Genomic DNA, 25,123 nt, shown 5'->3' on the forward strand with positions numbered 1-25,123 from the left:
GTGATCGACGCCGATGGATCTGACCATGACCGCCTACCCGCACCTGCTCGCGCCCCTGGATCTGGGCTTCGTGACCCTGAAGAACCGCACCCTGATGGGTTCCATGCACACTGGCCTGGAAGAGAAACCGGGCGGCTTCGAGCGCATGGCGGCCTATTTCGCCGAGCGCGCTCGTGGCGGCGTTGGCCTGATGGTCACCGGTGGCATCGCGCCGAACGAAGAGGGTGGCGTATACGCCGGCGCGGCGAAGCTGAGCACGGCCGAAGAAGCGGCCAGGCACCGCATCGTCACCGACGCGGTGCATGCCGCAGACGGGCTGATCTGCATGCAGATCCTGCACGCCGGCCGCTACGCCTACAGCCCCAAGCAGGTGGCGCCGAGCGCCATCCAGGCGCCGATCAATCCGTTCAAGCCCCAGGAGCTGGACGAGGCGGGCATCGAGAAGCAGATCGCCGACTTCGTCAATTGCGCAGTACTGGCCCGCCAGGCCGGCTATGACGGCGTGGAAATCATGGGTTCCGAGGGCTACTTCATCAACCAGTTCCTGGCGGCCCATACCAACCAGCGCAGTGATCGCTGGGGTGGCAGCTACGCCAACCGCATGCGCCTGCCGGTGGAAATCGTGCGCCGGGTGCGCGAGGCGGTGGGCAGCGATTTCATCATCATCTATCGCCTGTCGATGCTCGACCTGGTCGAGGGCGGCAGCAGCTGGGAGGAGATCGTGGTGCTGGCCAAGGCCATCGAGGCCGCGGGCGCGACGCTGATCAACACCGGTATCGGTTGGCACGAAGCGCGTATCCCGACCATTGCCACCAAGGTGCCGCGCGCCGCCTTCACCAAGGTCACCGCCAGGCTGCGCGGCGAGGTGCAGATTCCGCTGATCACCACCAACCGCATCAACACCCCGGAGGTGGCCGAGCAGGTGCTGGCCGAAGGCGATGCCGACATGGTGTCCATGGCGCGCCCGTTCCTGGCCGACCCGGAGTTCGTCAACAAGGCGGCGGCAGGCCGCAGCGACGAGATCAACACCTGCATCGGCTGCAACCAGGCATGCCTGGATAACACCTTCGCCGGCAAGCTGACCAGCTGCCTGGTCAATCCGCGGGCCTGCCATGAAACCGAGCTGAACTACATCGCCACCACCGCGGTGAAGTCGATTGCCGTGGTCGGTGCCGGGCCTGCCGGGCTCGCCGCCGCCAGCGTGGCGGCCGAGCGCGGGCATCGCGTGACCCTGTTCGATGCGGCAGGGGAAATCGGCGGCCAATTCAACGTGGCCAAGCGCATACCGGGCAAGGAAGAGTTCTCCGAGACGCTGCGCTATTTCACGCGCAAGCTGCAAATCACCGGTGTCGAGCTGCGCCTGAACACCCGGGTAAGCGCGGCCGAACTGCTGGCCGGTGGCTTCGACGAGATCATCCTGGCCACCGGGATCGTGCCGCGCACGCCGGCCATCCCTGGCGTCGAGCACGCCAAGGTTATCAGCTACCTGGACGCCATCCTGGGGCGCAAACCGGTGGGCCAGCGGGTCGCGGTGATTGGTGCCGGGGGCATCGGCTTCGACGTCAGCGAGTTCATCACCCATGCCGGCCCGGCCACCAGCCTGGATCGCGAGGCATTCTGGAAGGAGTGGGGCATCGACCCGAGCCTGCAGGCCCGTGGCGGCGTTGCCGGCGTGCGACCCCAGGTCGAGCCCGCCGCGCGCCAGGTGTTTCTGCTGCAGCGCAAGAAGAGCAAGGTCGGCGACGGCCTGGGCAAGACCACCGGCTGGATTCATCGCGCGGGCCTGAAGAACAAGCAGGTGCAGATGATCAATGCCGTCGAATACCTGCAGATCGACGACGGGGGCCTGCATATCCGCGTGGCCGATGGCGAGCCCCAGGTGTTGCCGGTGGACACGGTGATTCTCTGCGCCGGTCAGGACCCGCTGCGCGAACTGCAGGACGAACTGGTTGCCGGCGGCGCCTCGGTGCACCTGATCGGCGGCGCCGATGTGGCCGCCGAGCTGGACGCCAAGCGCGCCATCAATCAGGGCTCGCGGTTGGCGGCAGAACTCTAGGGACCTGTCCGCGACCTTTTTAGGCGACATTGAAGAGGCTGCTTCAAGGCAAAAGCGGACATCCAGCGCTTTGGCTTTTTTATGTCTCTCTCGTGCAAAAGTAACTGACGACGCCAATCGCCCCTTCAGGAGGCCGAGTGGAATCGTTGTGAAGAGGGTTGAGCGACATGGATGTCGCGAGAGCCGCGATGGGCCAAGGATGGCCCTTCGTGGGGGGCCGCCTAGGTCGGGCCCTCGGAACAATGATGAAGCGAGGGAACCCCGGCGAAGCCGGGGCCGGATGGCGGGGCTAGACCTTTTGGTTTCTTTTGGCGGGGCCGGCCATCCGGGCAATGCCAAAAGAAACCCGCTCGCCAGAGCGGAACCGAGCGCACAGGCAGCTCGGTAATGCTGGCGGGCTCATTCTGGAAGGATGGGCTATGTCCATTATTTTCGCGGGCATGGCCCGCTCCCACAGATAATCACCAGCCACCCTAACGGGAGCAACCGGCCGCTTCCGCCACTTTGCAGTCAAAGCGCTGCAGTCGAGCCGAAAGATCGTTAACAGGCTCTAATCTGCACTTTTCGGCCGGTCTCTACCGAGACGGTCACAATTCGGTCGTGCCGTTCGTCCTGGGGCTGAATGACTGCCAACCGGGTCACACAGGCTGTAATGGGTTCTCGCCTAGACTTGCCTGGCTGCCGCCTCAGCGTGGCCGCTCACATGGACCGAGAACCGTTATTTGCCTGGAGAACATCAATGAGCAAGGCGCAACTGATCGAGGCCGTGATGTTCTTCACCCCGGACGGCAGCATCGGCAAGCAGATGTTCTACGCCGAGTTCGAGACGCTGCTCGATGGTCTGGTGAAGATGACGAGCTTCGCCGACGAACAGGTGCGAGCGGTGTACATGGTGGTCAACGCTCGCCTGCAGATTCGCTCGGCGGTGTTCTTCTACCTGGATTTCGACGAAGAAGGTGCGCCGGACAGCGGCTGGAACATTCCCCTGCAGCAGATGGCCGAGCGTGCCGGCCGTGGCCCGGACCTGGGCGCCGGGCCGATTCGCCTGGCCTGTCGCAGCCAGTGCCCGGTGTCCTGGCACCAGATGCACCTGTGGGACCCCAGCCTGGTACCCGGCAACAATGACCTGGCCACTCTGCGCGAGACGGTGCGCGCCAACAGCCTCGGTATCCTCATCCAGGAAGAAGAGGCGCCCTCGGTAACCCCCGAGCGGCTGCAGGTCGCCTCCGAGGATCAATGGTACGCCGTCGATGCCTCCCGGGACCTGGCCGAGAAACTGGCCGAGCGGTTGTCCCATGACTACCGGCAGAAGGCCGCGCAGCTGGTGCGCCAGCAGCGCGAGCGACTGGCTGCTCTGGCCCGCGAGCAGCAAGCCGAGCTGGCGCGCGCTGCCGCCCATGGCGATGCGCAACGGGCCGAGCTGCAGGGGCAGATCCAGGCGTTGCGCCAATCGCTGCGTCAGCAGGAAGGGCTCAACCAGAGCCTGAAAGCCCAGCTGGCCGAGCAGTTGGCGGCGCAGCTGGGCGAGCGTGAAGAACTGGCGGTACGGGTGCGCGCCGCCGAGCGCCATGCGCGCACCGAGCGCGAGATCCTGCGCGAGCAGTTCGACGAGGAACTGCGCGTGCGCATTCAGGCCACCCAGGCTGCCGCCGAGGAGCAGGCGCGCCGCCGTGAGGGCGAAGCCGCGCAGCGTGGTGCTAGCCAGGTGCTCGAACGCCTTGCCGCGCAAGGCGTGGTGTTCGTGGTGTTCCATCCGGGGGCCGGGCACCTGACCGTGCCGCTGCAGGATGTCGACCGTTACCTTGCCAGCCCGCTGGCCTATGCGGCAAGCAAGTGCTTCGTGCCGGAAGGCCAGTACCGCCAGTGGCTGGAGCACTACCAGCGGCCACGCTGCGCAGGTATGCAGGCGGACGGCCAGCGCTGCGACGTCGCCCTCGAACGGGTCGAGACGCCAGGCCGTTTCGTGGTCGGTGAGTCCAACTGCTGCATGCTGCACAAGGCTGCCCGCCTGCGTACCGTCGGCTAAGTTAAACTCACGGCCTTTTTCCAGGCCGTCTGTTCATGACCTCAATACCACTTGCTGCCATCAGCGCCTGGCATCCCCAGGCGCCACTGCAGCGCGTGCATTTCGACTGGTTGGCGGGCGTCGAGCTGGCGGTGCTGCGCCTGGACCTGATCGACCCGCTGATCAGCGGCAACAAGTGGTTCAAGCTCGCGCCCCATCTGCGCCTTGCGGCCGAGCGGGGCGCAGCCGGCATCGTCAGCCTCGGCGGCGCCCACTCCAATCACCTGCATGCCCTGGCCGCCGCCGGCCAGCGTTTCTCCTTCGCCACCGTCGGGTTGTTGCGCGGCCACCCCCAGAACACGCCCACCGTTCAGGACCTGCAAGGCTTCGGCATGCAGCTGCACTGGCTGGGCTATGGCGGTTATCGCGAGCGGCATAGCCCAGCGTTCTGGTCGCCATGGCATGCGCGCTACCCAGGCTTCACGGCTGTGCCCGAGGGCGGCGGCGGGCTACCGGGCGCCCTGGGCTGTGCGCAGTTGCCCGCCATGGTGGCTGCGCAATTGCCGGCGCTCGGTTGGGACGACTACCACGGCTGGTGGCTGGCCGCCGGTACTGGCACCACGCTTGCCGGGCTGGTGGTCGGCGAAGGCGGGCGGCGCACCGTGCACGGCGCCCTCGCCGTGCCGCTGGATCATGGCGTGCCCGAGCAGGTGCGTTCGCTGCTGAGCGAAGCCGGTGTCAGCGACGCCGGATACCGGCTGCTGGATGCCTGCCGCGGCGGCTTCGCACGCCAGGATGCCGAGTTGCTGGCCTTTATGACGCAATGCGAAGCGCAGAGCGGTTTGCCCCTGGAGCCGCTGTACACCGCCAAGGCGCTGCTGGCCCTGCGCGACGCCATCGGACGAGGCGAAGTCGAGGCGGGCAGGCGTTTGGTCTTCGTGCACACCGGCGGCCTGCAGGGCCGTCGCGCTGCACTTGGTAACGCGTCAGGTAGCTGAGGGCGGCGCGCCGCCGGGTTCGGTGCCGCTGGCCGGCCAGTCATCGGCGACCAGAAAGATCCGCTGGCGCTCGGCGAGCGAGCCGCTGCCATCGGGCTGCAGATCGACCAGCAACTGGGCGCCGGCATCCGCGGGCAGGGCTTGCAGCCAGCTCTGCAACTGAACCTCGGACCAGCCCTGCGTCGCCGGCAGTTTCGCCGCGGCCAGCCAGGCACTGCGCGGCAGCGGTTGCCAGCGGGCATCACCATGCTCGGCCTGTAGCGCCGCCCATTGCCGGCGGTGCAGCCAGCGCCCGCGTAGGTGCGCCGGCTCGGCCCCGGGCGGCGGCGGGTGATCCAGCCCATGGGGATAGAACAGATAGCCACCCAGCCACATCGAAGCCTGGATCGGTGCATCGGTTAGCGCCTGCAAGGTCTCCCGCGCTTCGGAAGAAGCCGACAAGGGCAACTGGTGGGCGGCGAGATGATCGAGCTTGAGATCCAGCCGGTCACGCCCGCCCGGGCCTATCCAGCGCTCAGGTGCGCCCGGCGGCTGGCCCAGGTACAGCTTGATCGCCAGCTCCACATGGTGCACGCCACGGGCATCGTGCAGCAGCAGATCCAGCTCGCCAAGCGTATGACCGGCCTGGCGAATTGGCAGGTTGGCCGCCAGCACCTCGATGCCGGGCGCGGCGTGCAGGGCGAATTGCCACAAGCGTTCGTAGTAGAGGCCCAGGCGACGCACCGAGCTGCGCGACAGCCATTCCTGCAGCGCTTGCGGGTTTTCATCCTGACGCTGCAACCAGTCGGCGAGCAGGCGCGGCTCGGCCGCCCAGCCCGAGTCGGCCAGCGGGTGGCGCTGCGGCCAGGGCGTGTGGGCGAGCAGTGGTGGTGACAAGAGCGTCCAGGCCAGATCGCGCACGGCGGGTTCGCTGAGTTGGCGGGGCAGGTCGGCTAGCGCGGCGAACGGATTCATTGCCGCAGCATAGGCGTTTGCGCGGCTTGGCGTCAGGCTTTGCTGGCCCAGGGTTACTCCGGAAATGTCAGTAAGGTAGTCAGTACCAGGCCTGGGCGGCATCCTCAAACAGCCGAAAAAGTGCCGTGATGGCAACCCGGGTGGTTTTGGGGGTGCCCCTGAAACGGCCTTTCACCCATAATCGAGCCATTAGAGCCAGAGCCTCGCGGGAGCCCCATGGAGCAGTTTCGTAATATCGGCATCATCGGCCGCCTGGGCAGCACCCAGGTGCTCGACACCATCCGTCGCCTGAAGAAGTTCCTGCTCGAGCGCCAGCTGCACGTGATTCTCGACGACACCATCGCCGAAGTGCTGCCTGGCCACGGCCTGCAGACCTCGGCGCGCAAGCACCTGGGCGAGTTCTGCGACCTGGTGATCGTGGTCGGCGGCGACGGCAGCATGCTCGGTGCCGGGCGCGCCCTGGCCCGTCACAAGGTGCCGGTACTGGGCATCAACCGCGGCAACCTGGGTTTTCTCACCGATATCCGCCCGGACGAGCTGGAGTCCAAGGTCGCCGAGGTGCTTGAAGGCAACTACCTGACCGAGAACCGCTTTCTGCTCGAGACCGAGGTGCGCCGCCACTCCGAGGCGATCGGCCAGGGTGATGCGCTCAACGACGTGGTGCTGCACCCCGGCAAGTCGAACCGGATGATCGAGTTCGAGCTGTATATCGACGGCCAGTTCGTCTGCAGCCAGAAGGCCGACGGCCTGATCGTCGCCACACCGACCGGCTCCACGGCCTACGCGCTGTCGGCGGGCGGGCCGATCATGCATCCCAAGCTCGATGCCATAGTCGTCGTACCCATGTACCCGCATACCCTGTCCAGCCGCCCCATCGTGGTGGACGGCAACAGCGAATTGAAGATCGTCGTCTCCAAGGATCTGCAGCTCTACCCGCAGGTGTCCTGCGATGGCCAGAACCATTTCACCTGCGCGCCGGGTGACACCATCACGGTGCGCAAGAAATCCCAGAAGCTGTGCCTGATCCACCCGCTGGATCACAACTACTACGAGGTCTGCCGTACCAAGCTGGGCTGGGGTAGCCGACTCGGCGGAGGCGACTGATGCAACTCGATCCGTCTCGCGGTTATGACCTGATCGGTGATGTGCACGGCTGCGCCAATACCCTGGTGCGCCTGCTCGAACGCATGGGTTATCGCCGCCAGGACGGGGTCTGGCGCCACCCGCAGCGCATGGCGATCTTCCTCGGCGACCTGATCGACCGCGGCCCGCGCATTCGCGAAGCCGTGCACCTGGTGCACGACATGGTGCGCGCCGGCGAGGCGCTGTGCATCATGGGCAATCACGAATTCAACGCCCTGGGCTGGATGACCCCGGCGCCGCCAGGCAGTGGGCGTACCTTCGTGCGCGAGCACACCGCACGGCACGAGCGGTTGATCGGCGAGACCCTGCGGCAGTTCGAGGCCTACCCGGACGAGTGGCGCGACATGCTGGCGTGGTTCTACGAAATGCCGCTGTTTCTCGATGCCGGCCATTTCCGCGTGGTGCATGCCTGCTGGGACGAGGACATGATCGCCTCGCTGCGCCAGCAGTTCCCGGATGGCTGCATCGACGAACATTTCCTGCAGGCCTCGGCCGTGCCCGGCAGCTACGCCTGCACGGTGCTCGACCGGTTGCTGCGCGGCACCGACATGCGCCTGCCGGGCGGGCTTACCATGACCAGCAGCGACGGTTTCACTCGCTCCTTCTTTCGCACCAAGTTCTGGGCAGGCAACCCGCTGACCTACGGTGACGTGCAGTTCCAGCCCGACCCGCTGCCCGAGCAGGTGGCCTGCATGCCGCTCAGCGCAGAGGACAAGGCCCGGCTGCTGACCTACGGCCCCGAGCTGCCACCGTTGTTCGTCGGGCATTACTGGCGCAGCGGCACGCCGGCGCCGATCTGCCCGAACATCGCCTGCCTGGATTACAGCGCGGTGATGTACGGCAAGCTGGTGGCCTACCGGCTGGATCAGGAAACCCGCCTGGATCCGGCCAAGTTCGTCTGGGTCGAGGTGGAAAAACCGGAGCCCCTGCAATGAGCCCGGTGATCGCCCTGCGCGCCCCGCTGGACGAGGATCTCGGGCCGTTCATCAGCTTGCTGGCCAGGCTGGGTGTGCCGCACCGGGTGGCCGAGCAGGGCAACGAGCAGGTGCTCTGGGTGCCGAATGACGAGATCGCCGGGCAGGTGCGTGAGCTGTATGCACGGGCGCCCCAGGGCGACCCGAATCTGCAGCCGCTGCGTGCGCCGGTCACCAGCTCGCGGCCCGGCATCGCCGCCCAGGCCAGGCGCAGCCCGCTGACCCTGGTGGTGCTGGCACTGACTCTGTTGGTCGCGGTGCTGACCTGGGGCGGCGAAGAATACGACGTGGTGCGCTGGCTGAGTTTCGTCGACTTCCATATCGAGGGGCAGTACATCTATTTCGGCACCTTTGCCCAGGCCCTCGACAGCGGCCAGTGGTGGCGCCTGCTGACGCCCATGCTGCTGCATTTCGGCATCCTCCACTTGACGATGAACAGCCTGTGGTACTGGGAACTGGGGCGGCGTATCGAAGCACGCCAGGGCGCCCTGATGCTGTTGCTGCTCACCCTGTGGTTCGGCCTCGCCGCCAACGTGGCGCAATACGTCTATGCCGGGCCGGCTTTGTTCGGCGGCCTGTCCGGTGTGCTTTACGGGCTGCTCGGCCACTGCTGGTTGTTCCAGCTGCTGGCGCCGAATACGGCGTACAAGCTGCCGCGCGGCGTGCTGGTGAGCATGCTGATCTGGCTATTGATCTGCATGACCGGAGTGTTCGAGCTGCTGCAGTTCGGTGCCATCGCCAACGCTGCCCACGTCGGCGGGCTGGTCGCCGGCTGCCTCAGCGGGTTGATCGGCGGGCTGCTGGCTCGCCAGTTCGCGCGCCGCTGAGCGCTGCTGGCGCCTCGGCTTGGTGGGTCAGATAGGGTAGAATCAGCGCTTTTCCAGCCCTGGAGTCAGCCATGTCCTCCTTCGTCGAATTGATCCGCAACATCACCCCGGACGTGTATGAAAGCCTCAAGCTGGCCGTGGAGATCGGCAAGTGGCCGGACGGCCGCAAGCTCACCCAGGAGCAGAAGGAGCTGAGCCTGCAGGCGATGATCGCCTGGGAAATCGAGAACCTGCCCGAGGACCAGCGTACCGGCTACATGGGCACTTCCGAATGCGCGTCGAAATCCGCGCCCATTCCCAACATTCTGTTCAAGTCCTCGGAAACCCTGCACTGATGTTAGAAGTAGCCCGCGGCGCCCTGAGCAAGATGGCCACCAGGCTCGATGCGCCAGTGCAGTATGCATTTCGCCTGGGTGACGAGCAGGTCGCCGTCAATCCGATGATCGGCAAGACCGTGCGCCTGGAATTTCTCGGCGCGATTCACTGCAGCCATTGCGGCCGCAAGACCAAGACCAGCTTCAGCCAGGGCTACTGTTACCCGTGCATGCAGAAGCTCGCCCAGTGCGACCTGTGCATCATGAGCCCCGAGCGCTGCCACTATGACGCCGGCACCTGCCGTGATCCCGGCTGGGGCGAGCAGTTCTGCATGACCGATCACGTGGTCTATCTGGCCAACTCGTCAGGCATCAAGGTCGGTATTACCCGCGCCACGCAGATTCCCACCCGCTGGATCGACCAGGGGGCCACCCAGGCGTTGCCGATCATGCGTGTGGCCACGCGCCAGCAGTCGGGCTTCGTCGAAGACCTGCTGCGCAGCCAGGTGGCGGACAAGACCAACTGGCGCGCGCTGCTCAAGGGTGATGCGGCGCCGGTCGATCTGCTGTACGTGCGTGAGCAGATCTTCGATGCCTGCGCCGGCGGCATCACCGCGCTGCAACAGCGCTTCGGCCTGCAGGCCGTGCAGCCGCTCAACGAGCAGAGCGTGGTGGAGATCCGTTACCCGATCGAGGGCTATCCTGCCAAGATCACCAGCTTCAACCTGGACAAGAATCCCGTTGCCGAAGGCACGCTGCTGGGCATCAAGGGCCAGTACCTGATGTTCGATACCGGCGTGATCAATATTCGCAAGTACACCGCTTACCAGATCGCCGCCAGCTGCGCCGCCTGACCGGCAGGCGCGGCCCACACCATTCACCTGTCTGCCACGCCAGCTGGCGCGGCATCGAAGAGGTTTCCCATGCGCACCGAACAATCCAAGACCATCTACCTCAAGGACTATCAGGCGCCGGATTACCTGATTGACGAAACCCACCTGACCTTCGAGCTGTTCGAGGATCACACCCTGGTCCATGCTCAGCTGGTGATGCGCCGCAACCCGGCGTTGCCTGCCGAATTGCCGGCGCTGGTGCTGGACGGCCAGCAACTTGAGCTGTTGCACCTCAAGCTCGATGACCGCGAACTGGGTGCCGGCGACTATCAACTGACCGACAGCACGCTCACGGTGCAGCCGACCCAGGCCAGCTTCGTCATCGACAGCACGGTGCGCATCCACCCGGAAAGCAACACCGCGCTGGAAGGCCTGTACAAGTCCAGCGGCATGTTCTGCACCCAGTGCGAGGCCGAGGGCTTTCGCAAGATCACCTATTACCTCGACCGCCCGGACGTGATGAGCAGCTTCACCACCACGCTCAGCGGCGACAAGCAGAAGTATCCGATCCTGCTTTCCAACGGCAACCCGATCGCCAGTGGCGAGGAGGACGATGGCCGCCACTGGGCAACCTGGGAAGACCCGTTCAAGAAGCCCGCCTACCTGTTCGCCCTGGTCGCCGGTGACCTGTGGTGCGTGGAAGACAAATTCACCACCATGAGCAGCCGTGAAGTGACCCTGCGCATCTACGTCGAGCCGGAAAACATCGACAAGGTGCAGCACGCCATGGACAGCCTGAAGAAGTCCATGAAGTGGGACGAAGAGGTGTATGGCCGCGAGTACGACTTGGACATCTTCATGATCGTCGCGGTCAACGATTTCAACATGGGCGCCATGGAGAACAAGGGCCTCAACATCTTCAACTCCAGCGCCGTGCTGGCCCGCGCGGAAACCGCTACCGATGCCGCCCACCAGCGCGTCGAGGCGATCGTCGCCCACGAATACTTCCACAACTGGTCGGGCAACCGGGTGACCTGCCGCGACTGGTTCCAGCTGTCGCTCAAGGAAGGCTTCACGGTATTCCGTGACGCGGCCTTCTCGGCGGACATGAACTCGCCGACGGTCAAGCGCATCCAGGACGTCGCCTACCTGCGCACCCACCAGTTCGCCGAGGACGCCGGCCCCATGGCCCACCCGGTGCGCCCTGACGCGTACATGGAAATCTCCAACTTCTACACCCTGACCATCTACGAGAAGGGCGCCGAAGTGCTGCGCATGATCCACACCCTGCTGGGCGCCGAAGCGTTCCGCAAGGGCTCGGACCTGTACTTCGAGCGCCACGATGGCCAGGCGGTGACCTGCGACGATTTCGTCAAGGCCATGGAAGATGCCAGCGGCGTCGACCTGACCCAGTTCAAGCGCTGGTACACCCAGGCCGGCACCCCGCGCCTGGCGGTCAGCGAGCGCTACGATGCTGCCGCGAAAACCTACACCCTGACCTTCACCCAGAGCTGCCCGGCCACGCCGGGGCAGAGCGAGAGCAGCAAGCTGCCGTTCGTGATTCCGGTAGAGCTGGGCCTGCTGGACGGGCAGGGCAACGACCTGCCGCTGCGCCTGCAGGGCGAAGCCGCTGCAGTGGGCAGCAACCGCGTGCTGTCGGTGACCGAGGCTCAGCAGTCGTTCACCTTCGTGGATATCGCCGAGAAGCCGTTGCCGTCGTTGCTGCGCGGCTTCAGCGCGCCGGTCAAGCTCAGCTTCGCCTACGACCGCGACCAGCTGATGTTCCTGATGCAGCACGACAGCGATGGTTTCAACCGCTGGGAGGCTGGCCAGCAGCTTAGCGTGCAGGTGCTGCAGGAGCTGATCGGCCAGCACCAGCGCGGCGAGAAGCTGGTGCTCGATGGGCGCCTGGTCAGCGCGCTGCGCACCTCGCTGCAGGACGATTCGCTGGATCAGGCCATGGTCGCCGAAATGCTCTCGCTGCCGGGCGAGGCCTACCTCACCGAAATCAGCGACGTGGCTGACGTCGATGCCATCCATGGCGCTCGCGAGTTCGCCCGTCAGCAGTTGACCGACGCCCTGTTCGAGCCGCTGTGGCAGCGTTATCAGGCCAACCGCGAGGTGTCGCGCAACACGCCGTACGTGGCCGAGGCCGAGCACTTCGCCCGCCGTGCGCTGCAGAACATCGCGCTGTCGTACCTGATGCTCGGTGACAAGCCTGAAGTGCTGGCCGCGGCGCTCGACCAGTTCGAGACCAGCGACAACATGACCGAGCGCCTGACCGCTCTGGCAGTGCTGGTCAACTCGCCTTTCGAGGCCGAGCGCAGCAAGGCGCTGGCCGCCTTCGCCGAGCAATTCAAGGACAACGCTCTGGTCATGGATCAATGGTTCAGCGTGCAGGCCGCCAGCACCTTGCCGGGCGGCCTGGCCCGCGTGCAGGCGCTGATGGAGCACCCGGCGTTCACCCTGAAGAACCCCAACAAGGTGCGCGCATTGATCAGCGCGTTCGCCGGGCAGAACCTGGTGAACTTCCATGCCATCGACGGCAGCGGTTATCGCTTCCTGGCTGACCAGGTGATCGTGCTCAACGCGCTGAACCCGCAGATCGCCTCGCGCCTGCTGGCGCCGCTTACCCGCTGGCGCAAATACGGCGCCGAGCGCCAGGCGCTGATGAAGGGCGAGCTGGAGCGCATTCTCGCTTCCGGTGAACTGTCGCCCGACGTTTACGAAGTGGTCAGCAAGAGCCTGGCCTGAGGCCGAACCCCGGAGCGGCGTATGCCGCTCCGGGCAACTGCTGCATGTCCCTCCGGCGTCCGTTCTGGACGCCATCGGCCCACCGAGATGCCTCTTGCGTTGTTACCAGCGGCTTGCGTGGTAACAATTTTCTGTTACCTCAGGGAATGAAAAGCTTCCGCTGCGCCCAGGGACACACTTAATATCGCGACCGCTTGCGTGATGCTGGCATTTAGCCGGTTTTTTTACCGGTGGTCAGGTGCTTCGACAGCTTGTTGAAAGCTCTTTTGAGCGATTCTGGGTCGATATCGGGCTGCTGCTGATCAGTGGCCGATCAGTCACAAACAGACGCTACGGAGCTGCTCTAGAAAAGCACTTTCGGCTAATACGATCGTTTGAATTGGCACCAAGGTTGCACTGCACAAGGCAGTGACGCCAGCCAGTCCAAGGTCATCAACGGTATCTCGCCAGGCCCATCGGAAAATGGGCCACAACGAACAATGACTGACTGTCTGCGGAGTAGCGATTCAATGCGTATCAAATCCCTTGAGCAGGCCCAGCGGGCGAAGGCCGGTTTTGCCCTGGCGGGCATGTTGCCGCTGCTGGCTGCCGCGCCCGTGCAGGCGGTGGAATTCAGCTTCGCCGATAACGAGGTCAGTGGCTCGCTGGACACCACGGTGTCCTACGGGCAGCTGTGGCGTGTGCAGGGGCAGAGCAAGGACAACGACGACGTCAACCTCAACGACGGCAATCGCAACTTCGATACAGGCCTGGCCTCGGAAGTGTTCAAGATCACCTCCGACCTGGAGATGAATTACCAGAACTATGGGTTGTTCGTGCGCGGCACGGCGTTCTATGACACGCAGATCATGGACAAGCGCAACGACTTCTACAGCGGCAACCGCAGCGCCCAGCCCAGCCAGAACAGCCCCGACGATGACCGCTTCACCCGTGACACGCGGCACGCCGCCGGGCGTGATGCGCAGATTCTCGACGCCTACGTCTATGGCAACTGGGATATCGCCGAGCACCCGGTCAGTGCGCGCTTGGGGCGCCAGGTGTTCAATTGGGGCGAGGGCCTGTTCTATCGCGGCGGGGTGAATTCCAGCAACCCGGTGGACGGTGCACGTTTCCGACTGCCTGGCGCCGAGATCAAGGAAGTGCTGATTCCCGTCGAGGCGGTCAGCTTCAATATCGGCCTGACCGACAACCTGTCGATGGAAACCTTCTACCAGTTCAACTGGAAGGAGACCGCCATCGATCCGGTGGGCAGCTATTTCTCCGAGACCGATCTGTTCGCCGAGGGCGGCCATACGGCCTACAGCCGCAATGCAGCCTTGGGCAGTGCGGCGTTCCAGAACACCTACAACGCCTTGAGTGGCCTTGGCGTTGGCGGGCTGCAGGGTAGCGACTATCTCGACAGCAACGGCTATTTCAAGGTCGCCAGCATCGGCTCCGATCTCAATGCCAAGGATGACGGGCAGTTCGGCGTTGCCTTTCGTTATATCGCCGAACAGCTGAACGCCACCGAGTTCGGTTTCTACTTCATCAACTATCACGCCAAGGAGCCGACGCTCTACGCCGATCTGGATGGCTTTTCCGGCCTGGATCTGGATGCCGTTAGCCGCGTTGCCAGTGGCGGTGGTTTCGCCGACTACGCCTCCCTGCTCAGCGCCGCAGGTGCCGGCAGCGTACCGGCGCAGACGCTGCTGGGGCTGGTCAACGGGGCGGCGACCGTCGATGCGGCCAACCAGGTCAATGCCCGTCGCGAGTACGTCGAGAACATCCGCATGTACGGCGTCAGCTTCAACACCACTCTGGGCGATGCCTCGCTGTTCGGTGAGCTGGCTTACCGGCCAAACCTGCCTATCGGGGTTGCCGCGACCAACGACCTGCTCGGCGATCTGCTGCGCCAGGCACCGCGACTGGTACAGGGCCAGCAAGGCAACATAGGCGGTCAGGCTTTGCAGCTCGGTGATGCCATCCACAACTACGAGCGTGTCGAGGCCTACAACGCCTCGCTGGGCAGCATCTACAACTTCGGCCCGTCGCTGGGCTTCGATGCCCTGACCGGGGTGGCCGAACTGGCCTCCGAGCACCTGCGCGGCAGCGACCTGAAGTACACCGCGTTCGATGGCTCGACGCGGTATTACTCGGGGCGCGGCGATTCGTCCTACACCTTCGGTTATGGGCGCAGCTACCAGGTAGACAGGAATGCCTATGGCTACACCCTGGTGCTGTCCGGCACCTGGAACGATGTGATGGCTGGGGTCAACCTGTCGCCCTTCGTCGTCTACAAGGATGATTTCGAGGGCAACTCCTACCAGACCGGCAATTTCATCGAGGGCCGCAAGGCCTACACCCTCGGCATGAAGGCGGCGTACATGAACAGCCTGGAAGCCGAGCTGCAGTACACCGAGTTTTCCGGTGGTGGCAACAACAACGCCGTGCGAGACCGCGACAACATCGGCGTCAACGTCAAATACTCCTTCTGATCACGGGGAAACAGCATGCTGAACATCAAGGGTGTCGCCGTCGCGCTGGTGCTGCTGGCTGGCAACAGCATGGCGGCCGTCGCGCCGCAGGACGCCGCCAAACTCGGCAGCAGCCTGACGCCGCTGGGCGCTGAAAAAGCTGGCAACGCTGCCGGCAGCATTCCCCCGTGGACCGGTGGCATCACCCAGGCGCCAGCCGGGTACAAGGGCTCGGGCACCCACCACATCGACCCGTTCGCCGGCGACAAGCCGCTGTTCACCATCACCCGCGCCAACCTGGCCCAGTACCGCGATCAGCTGACGCCGGGGCAGGTGGCGTTGTTCGAGAGCTACCCGGACAGCTTCCAGATGCCGGTCTACCCCAGCCGCCGCTCCGGCTCGGCGCCGCAGTGGGTGTATGACAACACCGCGAAGAACGCCGTCAGCGCCAAGCTGCTGGACGGCGGCAACGGCTTTGCCGACGCCTATGGCGGCATCCCGTTCCCCATCCCGCAAAGTGGCGTCGAGGCCCTGTGGAACCACATCGCCCGCTACCGCGGCACCTACGTGGTGCGCCGCGCCTCGGAAGTGGCGGTGCAGCGCAACGGCTCCTATTCGCTGGTTACCTCGCAGCAGGAAGCGCTGTTCAAGTTCTACGACCCGAAAGGCAGCTACGCCGACCTGAACAACGTCCTGTTCTACTACCTGTCGTTCACCCGCAGCCCGGCACGTCTGGCCGGGGGCGCGGTGCTGGTGCACGAGACCCTGGATCAGGTCAAGGAGCCACGCCAGGCCTGGGGCTACAACGCCGGCCAGCGCCGTGTGCGACGTGCGCCGAACCTGGCGTACGACACGCCGATCTCGGCAGCCGACGGCCTGCGCACTGCCGATGACACCGACATGTTCAACGGCGCCCCGGATCGTTACGACTGGAAGCTGCTCGGCAAGCGCGAGATCTACATTCCCTACAACAGCTACAAGCTCACCAGCCCAGAGGTGAAATACAAGGACCTGCTGCAGGTCGGCCATCTCAACCCGGCCTACACGCGCTACGAGCTGCACCGCGTGTGGGTGGTGGAGGGTACGCTCAAGACTGGCGCCCGGCATATCTATTCCAAGCGTACCCTGTTCCTGGACGAAGACAGCTGGCAGGCCGCTGTGGTCGATCAGTACGATGGTCGCGGTGAACTGTGGCGTGTGTCGATGGCGTACCTGAAGAACTACTACGAACTGCCGACCACCTGGTCTGCTCTGGACGTGTTTCACGACCTGCAGGCACGCCGCTACCACGTGCAGAACCTGGACAACGAGGAAGCCAATACCATCGACTTCAGCCAGCCGACTGCCGATGATGGCTATTTCACGCCGGCGGCGCTGCGTCGTCGCGGCACCCGATAGCAGGGAAGGCCCGCCTGTTGTGTGGCCGGCATTCGCGCGGTCGATAACACGGGCTTTTTCTTACAAAACAGCAGATCGTGGCGGCTACCATGATGCATAAAGGCCGCTAGCATAGGCGGCGCCGCCCAGGCGCCGGATATAACAAGAACAAGGGGGAGTTGTGTATGAGTGAGCCCATCGTGCGGCGCACCCGAAGCGGTAAGATCGCCCGGCCCATGCTGCGGGCATTGGCGCTGTGTTCGCTGCTGGTGGCCGCCGCGCCGCTCGTCCAGGCACAGGCCGCCGATGCGGCGACCTTCTCGGTGCCGTCGAGCCGCGCCGTCTCCAGCCTTCTGCTCGACGTCGCCCATGCCGGCAAGCGCTTGGTGGCGGTCGGTGAGCGCGGCCACGTGCTGTACTCCGACGATGACGGCGGCAACTGGACCCAGGCCAAGGTGCCGACCCGGCAGATGCTCACCGCCGTGTACTTCGTTGATGACCAGCATGGCTGGGCGGTCGGCCACGATGCGCTGATCCTGGCGAGTAGCGACGGCGGCGCGACCTGGAGCAAACAGTTCGAAGACCTGCAGCGCGAAGCGCCGCTGCTCGACCTGTGGTTCAAGGATGCGCAGCACGGTTTTGCCATCGGCGCCTACGGTGCGTTGCTGCAAACCAATGATGGCGGCGCCACCTGGGACGACGTCAGCGACCGCCTCGACAACGAAGACACCTATCACCTCAACGCCATCGCCGATGTGCCGGGCGCTGGTCTGTTCATCGTCGGCGAAGCGGGCGCTCTGTTCCGTTCCATCGATGAGGGGCAAAGCTGGGAAACCCTGGAGGGGCCTTATCAGGGCTCGCTGTTCGGCGTGATCGGCAGTGGCGAGGCCAATGGCCTGCTGGTATTCGGCCTGCGCGGCCACCTGTTCCGTTCCACGGATGCGGGCGATACCTGGCAGCAGGTTCCGCTGACCACCGCCGGTGGTGGCGACCTGGAGTTCGGCCTGGCCAGTGCGGCCACCTTGAACGATGGCAGCATCGTGGTGGTGGGCCACGGCGGCAGCGTGTTGCGCAGTACCGATCACGGCAACAGCTTCAGCGTGTTCAACCGCCCGGATCGTTTATCGGTGGCGGGCGTTACCGCCGGGGCAGACGGCAAATTGGTGCTGGTCGGGCAGGGCGGTGTACGCCTGACCACCGAGACCGGTGCCAATCCAGGCCAACAATAACAAGCTGGGGTAGTGTTCGATGAGTAACCTTGATCAAGACAAGGCCAGCTTGCTGGAGCGCCTGATCTTCAATAACCGACCGGCAGTGATCCTGATCTGCTTGCTGGTCAGCGTCTTCCTGTTCTTCCAGGCCACCCAGGTGCGCCCCTCGACCAGCTTCGAGAAGATGATCCCGCTGAGCCATCCGTTCATCCAGAACATGATGGAGCACCGCAACGACCTGGCGAACCTCGGCAATACCGTGCGGATTGCCGTGGAGGCCAAGGATGGCGACATCTTCAGCCAGTCCTACATGGAGACCCTGCGCCAGATCCACGACGAGGTGTTCTACATCCCCGGCGTCGATCGCTCGGGACTGAAGTCGCTGTGGAGCCCCAGCGTGCGCTGGACCGAAGTGACCGAGGAAGGCTTCGCCGGTGGCGAGGTGATTCCGCAGACCTACGACGGCAGCGCGCAGAGCCTCGAAGAGCTGCGCGGCAACGTGCTCAAGTCCGGGCAGATTGGTCGCCTGGTGGCCAACAACTTCAAGTCCAGCATTATCGACGTGCCGCTGCTCGAGTCCTACCCGGACCCTGAAGACCAGGGCCGGCTGATCAAGCTCGACTACCAGCAGTTCTCCCACCAGCTCGAAGAGAAGATCCGCAACAAGTACCAGGCGCAGAACCCGGACGTGCAGATCCACATCATCGGTTTCGCCAAGAAGGTCGGTGACCTGATCGATGGTCTGATGATGGTCGCGCTGTTCTTCGGCGTGGCGCTGCTGATCACCTTCGTGCTGCTGTACTGGTTCACCTGGTGCATCCGCAGCACCATCGCCGTGGTGATCACCACCCTGGTGGCGGTGGGCTGGCAACTGGGCCTGATGCACACGGTGGGCTTCGGTATCGACCCTTACTCCATGCTGGTGCCGTTTTTGATCTTCGCCATCGGCATTTCCCATGGCGTGCAGAAGATCAATGGCATCGCCCTGCAGTCCAGCGCGGCGGACACGCCGCTGATGGCCGCGCGGCTGACCTTCCGCCAGCTGTTCCTGCCGGGGATGATCGCCATCCTCGCCGACGCCGTGGGCTTCATCACCCTGCTGCTGATCGATATCGGGGTGATTCGCGAACTGGCCATCGGCGCCTCCATCGGTGTAGCGGTGATCGTGTTCACCAACCTGATCCTGCTGCCGGTGGCGATTTCCTACATCGGCATCAGCAAGAAGGCCGTGGATCGGAGCAAGCGCGACGCGGTGAGCGAACACCCGTTCTGGCGGCGGTTGTCCAACTTCGCCAGTGCCAAGGTAGCGCCGATTTCCGTGAGCCTGGCATTGGTCGCTGCCGTGGGCGGTTTCTGGTACCAGCACCAGTACCTGCAGGTCGGCGACCTCGATCAGGGCGCCCCGGAGCTACGCCCGGACTCGCGCTACAACCTCGACAACGACTTCGTGATCCGCAACTACTCGACCAGCTCCGACGTGCTGGTGGTCATGGTCAAGACCGCGCCGGAAGGCTGCTCCACCTATGAAGCCATGGCCGCCATGGACGAGCTGATGTGGACCATGGACAACACGCCAGGCGTGCAATCGGCGATCTCCATGGTCAGCGTGTCGCGCCAGGTGATCAAGGGCATGAACGAGGGCAACCTGAAGTGGGAAACCCTATCGCGTAACCCCGACGTGCTCAACAACTCCATCGCCCGCGCCGACGGCCTGTACAACGCCGACTGCTCGGTGGCGCCGGTGCTGGTGTTCCTCGAAGACCACAAGGCGGAAACCCTCAAGCACGCGGTGAAGGCGGTCGAGGGCTTCGTTGCCGAGCATGAGTCCGACAAGGTGGAGTTCCTGCTGGCCGCCGGTAATGCCGGTATCGAGGCAGCGACCAACGAGGTGATCAGTACCTCCGAGCTACTGATTCTGGTGCTGGTGTACCTGTGCGTCGGCGTCATGTGCATGATCACCTTCCGCTCGTTCGCCGCGACCGTGTGTATCGTGCTGCCGCTGATCCTCACCTCGATCCTCGGCAACGCGCTGATGGCCTTCCTGGGCATCGGCGTGAAGGTCGCGACCCTGCCGGTGATCGCCCTGGGCGTCGGTATCGGCGTGGACTACGGCATCTACATCTACAGCCGCCTGGAAACCTTCCTGCGCGCCGGCCTGCCACTGCAGGAAGCCTACTACCAGACGCTGCGCTCCACCGGTAAGGCCGTACTGTTCACCGGCCTGTGCCTGGCCATAGGCGTGGCGACCTGGATGTTCTCGGCGATCAAGTTCCAGGCCGACATGGGCCTGATGCTGACCTTCATGTTTATCGTCAACATGTTCGGCGCGCTGTGGCTGCTGCCGGCGCTGGCGCACTTCCTGATCAAGCCCGAGAAGCTGGCGGGCAAGAAGGGCGGTTCGTTGCTGGCGCACTGACGGGTTGACTCTATAAAAGGCGCGACCTCTACGGCATTTGTATGCCGTGGAGGTCGTTTTGCTACTGCACGGTGGGGCTGATTTTTATAGGGCAGTGATGGCCGTGAAAATGCGGAAGTCAGGCGAATACAGGTGCGGCCGTTCCATAGGTGGATAAGTTGTTGATTGACATGGAGTTTGATTTGTGCGGATACGTGTGGGGCGCGCTTATACAGGGCGCTTTACTATTGTGTTAACGCAGAATTCTGTTTAATCAATGTTATACGCAGCCCACACTCAGGAGCTATGTAGTGGCAAGGAATACATTAAGGCCAGTTGCAGCTTGGATATTGTTCATTTTATCCATGGCACTAATTGTCCCAGCAACCTTAACGTACATCCCCGCTTCGCTATATCTATTTCTGGGAATACCCGAAGCGCCTGGGTTAATTTTATTCATACCACTCGCTGGATACGGACTTTATTGCTCGTGGTGCATAACGCTAAAAATGGATGAGTATACTCAATTCGGAGCACCACTCCACATATACATAGGGGTTTTAGCTGGCACCATTGGTTTGCTAATGCTTACGAAGATATTCGGCATCCATAGGTCAATTCAAGAAATGATGGAAAACCCATTCTCTGCAATAATTTCCGGCTACGGCCCTCTCATTTCGTCGTACACATCACTGCTAGTTATTTTCTTCATGCGGCGCACCGTTGTTGACCACGGATAGCGTGTGTAACAACTGGTTCAAACCGTTCGCTTCGCTCACTGGGACGGGCTAAAGCCTGCCCCTTAACCAAACGTTAGGTGTCTTACAAACATGGTCATTGACCTAACATCAAAGCCAATGCTCGGCCACTGGGATGTTTCTTCTTCAATATCGCAGTGTGAATATCAATTTGGGAAAAGACTTATCTACGTGCAGCATCCAAAAGATGAGTCTCCTAAACTATACCTTTCGAGGGCACAGGTGACCGTTGAGGCTGCGTGGAGCGATATCGATAATGCAGTTTTCTTTGCGGAGGAATTGTCACGGTATTTGCTTCCTGATTTTTGGGGGGCGCACGATGAAAGCAACAAAGCCGGCGCAAGATTTACCGTTTACTCAATTCACTATAATCTCGACACGCCATACCCCATCTATGTAATCGGTAAGAGTCACGACTTTGTTTTTGAGTACACATCCTACGCCGAAGATGATTTGTGGCAAGAATCACCAACAACTACAAATCTACCTGAACCACCGGATAATTTCTGGATATCTATAAGGCGCATCAAAGAAAACCACTTTGAAAATGCCACCTAACATGCGTATGTGGTCTCTCCCCACAAGTGGTGGAAAAGGGGACAGATTTATTTACGGCACAGCGCCACTGGTCTAAAAATAAATCTGTCCCCTTATTCTTGAAATGTGGAAGCAGACCATACTCTTTCCGGCTTAACAGATAGCATAAAATTTGCACATGCACATGCTGAAAACTGGATAGCCGCCAACGGAAAGAAGGCAGAAATTCATTGCTACACAATAGTTAACGGTCAATGCAATCTAGAACCTGAGCTTTATTCAAGCATCAACGACATAGATGTCAGAAATAGAAAAACAGAGGTACGCAACTGGAATTTCGTGCCTCGCGTATAACAATTGGTTCAAGCCGTTCGCTTCGCTCAATCGGGACCGGCTAAAGCCGGCCCCTTAACCACACGTTAGAGGCCATTCTAGTGCCATCGGATGTCCGCACTAAAAGCACAAGGGCAGCGCTTTACCACCAAGCCTTCTGGTGCGCTGCCTTGCTACTGGTATCAGGCAATTGGCTTTATCAAGGGTATATAGGCAGAGCGCTAATAGCTCTTGTAGTAACAACACTGTATTTTGCGCTCGCAGTTGCAAACTATAGGCTCGGGAACAAGCTCGTTTGGCTTTGCTTTGCCCCCGCGGCTGGCGTTATGTTCTTCGCGGCGTACCCAATAACAAGCTTGTGGTACTACCTATACATCGGCATAGTCGGGCAGCCCTTCACCATAAGTATTGCAGGCGCAATCGGCATAATGAGCGTCAACACCGCTATTGGTGTAGTCATTCCAATGCTAATTTGTATCCACCTGCTGAGGTCGCGGCGTCATGCTCTCTAACAGGTAAAAGGGGACCAGGTAAAAGGGGACAGATTTATTTCTGGCACTGTGCTGCTGGTGTAAAATAAATCTGTCCCCTTTTCTGAATCACTGTTATAGCTACTAAAAATTGTAGGGTGTGCACGTAATGAAATTGAGCAACAGCTTTAGTGGCGCATTAAGAACGTTTGCTTACTTCATGGCAAGCGGTACGCAAAATACGTTAGTGGGTGTGAATTACCTTGAGCTTTATGGCGAAGAGCCGAGTGCAATTGAGCAAGTATTTGCAATATATGCAAACGTCATCGAGCTAGACGAAAACGGTAATGTTCTAAATTCAAAGTATGCCGAAAAAAGAGCAACTGATTATTTAAGGGCATATTGTGATCCTATGTTCAAAGTTGAGCCACCTTACGAGGCGTGGGAAGTGGAACTGTATGGCCCACCACCTTTAAAAGACTTAATTTAAACCGGCCTAATCAAAGGCTATCGAAAAAGGGGGCAGATTTATTTATGTACGTCGTGCATCGCCACTGATCTAAAAATAAATCTGTCCTTATTCCCTCTAGCCGACCGGATCTGTCGTCTCCGCGGCCAGCCTCGGAGTTGATCAGTTTTCCGTTTCAGAACGTGCGAATTTTCTTCAATACGCCCGCATTGGCGCTGCGTAACGTGCCTCACTCGATCAGCAGTGAGGTAGGCGTGATGATGAGTCTGTATCTGTCCATGGCGGCGTTCGCGCTGGCTGCTTCCATTTCACCCGGGCCGGTCAATCTGGTGTCGCTGAGCGCGGGGGCCCGCCATGGCCTGCGGGTGGCCATGGGGCATGTCGCTGGGGCGACCCTGGGCTTTACGTTGCTGCTGGTGTTGATCGGACTGGGGCTGCATCAGGTGTTGGTGCTGCTGCCCTGGCTGACGGCAACGATTCAGTGGGCTGGCGTGGCGTTTCTGCTGTATCTGGCCTTTCGGTTGGCGGTCGATAACGGTGCGTTGAACAGCGCTGAAGGTGGGGCGGTTGCGTCTTTTACTGGCGGGGCTTTGATGCAATGGCTCAACCCCAAGGCGTGGTTGGCGGCGATTGCTGGCATGGGGGCCTTCGCGGCTGATGGCGATATCGGGTTGGTGGTGCAGTTCGCGGCGATCTATTGCGTGGTTTGCTACCTGTCGCTGGCTTGCTGGGCTATTGCCGGTGTCTGTTTGCAGCCGTATCTGCAGGCGCCGCATCGGGTGCGGGTTTTCAATCGGGTGCTGGCGGGGTTGCTGGTGGCCAGTGCGGGGTATCTGGTGTTGGGGTAAGCCCGTAAAGCCTGTTCGCGGTCTTTATGCTCGTGAAGCTGCAACTACAAGGCGGAAACCGACTTTCACCCGTGGGAGAGGCTTTAGCCTCGAGTTTTTATAAGGCAAACAAAGAGCTCGGGGCTAAAGCCCCTCCCACGAGATCGCGAACAGCACGGTAGGGCGTACTCGCGAAGCAGTACGCCGTTGTGGCGGTGTCAGGATCGGCATGAATTGGCGGGCTGTTCGCTTCGCTTCTGAGTCCGCCCTACGAGCTGAGTGCGCAAGCAACACTGTACTCATTGTGGGTACGGGCGGCGCCCAGTCCATGCCCGCGATTTTTTTTCGCGGGCATGGCCCGCTCCCACAGGTAATAACCAGTCAATCCTATGAGAGCAACCGGCCGCTTTCGCCACTTAGCTACCAAAATCGACGAACCTAGGCTGAAAGATCATGAGCAGGTTCTTGGAGCACGGTAGGGCGTACTCGCGAAGCAGTACGCCGTTGCCATGGTTTGAGGATCGGCATCAGTTGGCGGACTGTTCGCTTCGCTACGAGCGGCCGGCGCTCCGGTTCGCCCTGCGAGCTACAGCGTCGGAGCTGGCTAGCCGCGGTATTGGCCGGGGGTGGCGGCGAGGAGTTGTTTGAAGGTGCGCTGGAAGTGTGCCTGGTCGGCGAAGCCGGCTTCCTGGGCGACTTCGGCCAGGGCCGCGCCGCTTTTCAGGAGGGCGTGGGCGAACTGGATGCGGCGGTTGAGCAGGTAGGCGTGGGGCGTCAGGCCGTAGCGTTGTTTGAAGCCGCGAATCAATTGTGACGGCGACAGCTGCGCTGCCTCGCACAGGGTGTCCAGCCGCAGCGGCTCGCCGCAGTGTTGCTGGATCAGCTCGGCGGCCAGTTCCAGGCGCGGATTCAGGCTGTCGTCACGCTCGCCTTCGAGAGCCAGCTGCTGCAGCGTCAGGCCGAAGAATGCCTCGGCTTGGGCACGCTTGTCGGCGGTGCTTACCAAGGGATCGAGCAGGCTGCGCCGCAATGCCAGCAGGCCCTGATACAGCTCGGCATCATCACTGGCGATATCGGCGAAGCGCTGGAACGCAGGCGCGTCGGTAAAGCCCCGGGCGTGCTGCAGCTCGCCCAGCCACTGCGGGTCGACGTAGCACATGAGATAAGACCAGGGCTCGCCGTCGATGGGGTTGCAGGCGTGCACGTCGCCGGGGTTCATCAGCACCACGGTGCCCTGGCTCACCTGGCAGTCCACCTCGCGGTTGCTGTAGGTGCTCTGGCCCCCGGTGATCGCGCCGATGGAAAAGAACGCATGGCTGTGCCGCCCGTAGCAAACCTGGCGGCCATCCTCGATGGAGCGCAGCTCGATAAAGGCCAGGGCGGGGTCACGCCAGAAACTGGGGGCGGCGGGACGAGCGTCCATGGTTGCTCCTGT

The 25,123-nt window shown here is 62.4% G+C and carries 18 protein-coding genes; 16 read left to right on the top strand and 2 right to left on the bottom strand.

The genetic code is table 11. The features are described 5' to 3' along the window. Positions 1-25 precede the first annotated feature (25 nt). The 3 genes from BM154_RS13080 (at position 26) to BM154_RS13090 (ending at position 5,059) form a co-directional block, all read left to right on the top strand. Complete coding sequence (locus BM154_RS13080; protein WP_139225448.1) at positions 26-2,056, top strand: NADPH-dependent 2,4-dienoyl-CoA reductase; 2,031 nt, start codon at positions 26-28, stop codon at positions 2,054-2,056. A gap of 739 nt (positions 2,057-2,795) precedes the next feature. Further along, positions 2,796-4,082 (top strand): chromosome partitioning protein ParA, encoded by a 1,287-nt coding sequence (locus BM154_RS13085; protein ID WP_074884417.1) that lies wholly within the window; start codon positions 2,796-2,798, stop codon positions 4,080-4,082. Between the two features lie 35 nt (positions 4,083-4,117). Beyond that, entirely contained in the window at positions 4,118-5,059 is a 942-nt protein-coding gene (locus BM154_RS13090) for a 1-aminocyclopropane-1-carboxylate deaminase/D-cysteine desulfhydrase (RefSeq protein WP_074884419.1), read from the top strand. On the opposite strand, the gene BM154_RS13095 is transcribed toward BM154_RS13090, so the two are convergent. Then, the gene (locus tag BM154_RS13095) at positions 5,048-6,013 is read right to left on the bottom strand and encodes a DUF1853 family protein (protein WP_074884422.1); all 966 of its coding nucleotides are present in this window, start codon (positions 6,011-6,013) and stop codon (positions 5,048-5,050) included. The two genes, BM154_RS13090 and BM154_RS13095, sit on opposite strands and share 12 nt — an antisense overlap. Before the next feature lie 216 nt (positions 6,014-6,229). On the opposite strand from BM154_RS13095, the gene BM154_RS13100 reads away from it, so the two are divergent. The 13 genes from BM154_RS13100 (at position 6,230) to BM154_RS13165 (ending at position 23,709) form a co-directional block, all read left to right on the top strand. Beyond that, the gene (locus BM154_RS13100; RefSeq protein WP_073268818.1) at positions 6,230-7,117 is read left to right on the top strand and encodes an NAD(+) kinase; all 888 of its coding nucleotides are present in this window, start codon (positions 6,230-6,232) and stop codon (positions 7,115-7,117) included. Further along, complete coding sequence (locus tag BM154_RS13105; RefSeq protein WP_074884425.1) at positions 7,117-8,091, top strand: metallophosphoesterase; 975 nt, start codon at positions 7,117-7,119, stop codon at positions 8,089-8,091. The genes BM154_RS13100 and BM154_RS13105 overlap by 1 nt, the downstream gene beginning before the upstream one ends. Further along, positions 8,088-8,957 (top strand): rhomboid family intramembrane serine protease, encoded by an 870-nt coding sequence (locus BM154_RS13110; RefSeq protein WP_074884427.1) that lies wholly within the window; start codon positions 8,088-8,090, stop codon positions 8,955-8,957. Before BM154_RS13105 ends, BM154_RS13110 begins: the two co-directional genes overlap by 4 nt. Positions 8,958-9,028: 71 nt before the next feature. After that, positions 9,029-9,292: a YeaC family protein gene (locus BM154_RS13115; protein WP_013790930.1), complete on the top strand. Its 264-nt coding sequence runs from the start codon at positions 9,029-9,031 to the stop codon at positions 9,290-9,292. Then, a complete protein-coding gene (locus BM154_RS13120; protein ID WP_074884429.1) occupies positions 9,292-10,125 on the top strand; it encodes a DUF2797 domain-containing protein in 834 nt (277 codons plus the stop codon). The genes BM154_RS13115 and BM154_RS13120 overlap by 1 nt, the downstream gene beginning before the upstream one ends. Positions 10,126-10,194: 69 nt before the next feature. Then, positions 10,195-12,858, top strand: coding sequence for an aminopeptidase N (pepN, locus tag BM154_RS13125; RefSeq protein WP_074884432.1), 2,664 nt, complete (start codon positions 10,195-10,197; stop codon positions 12,856-12,858). A gap of 509 nt (positions 12,859-13,367) precedes the next feature. Beyond that, a complete protein-coding gene (locus tag BM154_RS13130; protein WP_074884435.1) occupies positions 13,368-15,332 on the top strand; it encodes a DUF1302 domain-containing protein in 1,965 nt (654 codons plus the stop codon). Positions 15,333-15,347: 15 nt separating this feature from the next. Further along, on the top strand, positions 15,348-16,709 hold the full coding sequence (locus BM154_RS13135; protein ID WP_074884438.1) for a DUF1329 domain-containing protein: 1,362 nt from the start codon (positions 15,348-15,350) through the stop codon (positions 16,707-16,709). Between the two features lie 164 nt (positions 16,710-16,873). Then, on the top strand, positions 16,874-17,917 hold the full coding sequence (locus BM154_RS13140; protein WP_074884440.1) for a WD40/YVTN/BNR-like repeat-containing protein: 1,044 nt from the start codon (positions 16,874-16,876) through the stop codon (positions 17,915-17,917). A gap of 19 nt (positions 17,918-17,936) precedes the next feature. Further along, positions 17,937-20,315 (top strand): efflux RND transporter permease subunit, encoded by a 2,379-nt coding sequence (locus BM154_RS13145; RefSeq protein ID WP_074884442.1) that lies wholly within the window; start codon positions 17,937-17,939, stop codon positions 20,313-20,315. Positions 20,316-21,124: 809 nt separating this feature from the next. After that, on the top strand, positions 21,125-21,610 hold the full coding sequence (locus BM154_RS23910) for a hypothetical protein (protein ID WP_074884444.1): 486 nt from the start codon (positions 21,125-21,127) through the stop codon (positions 21,608-21,610). A 951-nt stretch (positions 21,611-22,561) separates the two neighbouring features. After that, positions 22,562-22,882 carry a DUF7677 family protein gene (locus BM154_RS13160; protein ID WP_074884449.1) on the top strand — a complete coding sequence of 107 codons (321 nt, stop codon included), beginning with the start codon at positions 22,562-22,564 and terminating at the stop codon, positions 22,880-22,882. Between the two features lie 239 nt (positions 22,883-23,121). After that, positions 23,122-23,709 (top strand): LysE family translocator, encoded by a 588-nt coding sequence (locus tag BM154_RS13165; RefSeq protein ID WP_074885345.1) that lies wholly within the window; start codon positions 23,122-23,124, stop codon positions 23,707-23,709. Between the two features lie 583 nt (positions 23,710-24,292). Here the strand turns inward: BM154_RS13165 and BM154_RS13170 are convergent. Further along, positions 24,293-25,111: a helix-turn-helix transcriptional regulator gene (locus BM154_RS13170; protein ID WP_074884452.1), complete on the bottom strand. Its 819-nt coding sequence runs from the start codon at positions 25,109-25,111 to the stop codon at positions 24,293-24,295. Between the last annotated feature and the right edge of the window lie 12 nt (positions 25,112-25,123).

This window comes from Phytopseudomonas argentinensis (assembly GCF_900113905.1).
Lineage (GTDB): Bacteria > Pseudomonadota > Gammaproteobacteria > Pseudomonadales > Pseudomonadaceae > Aquipseudomonas > Aquipseudomonas argentinensis.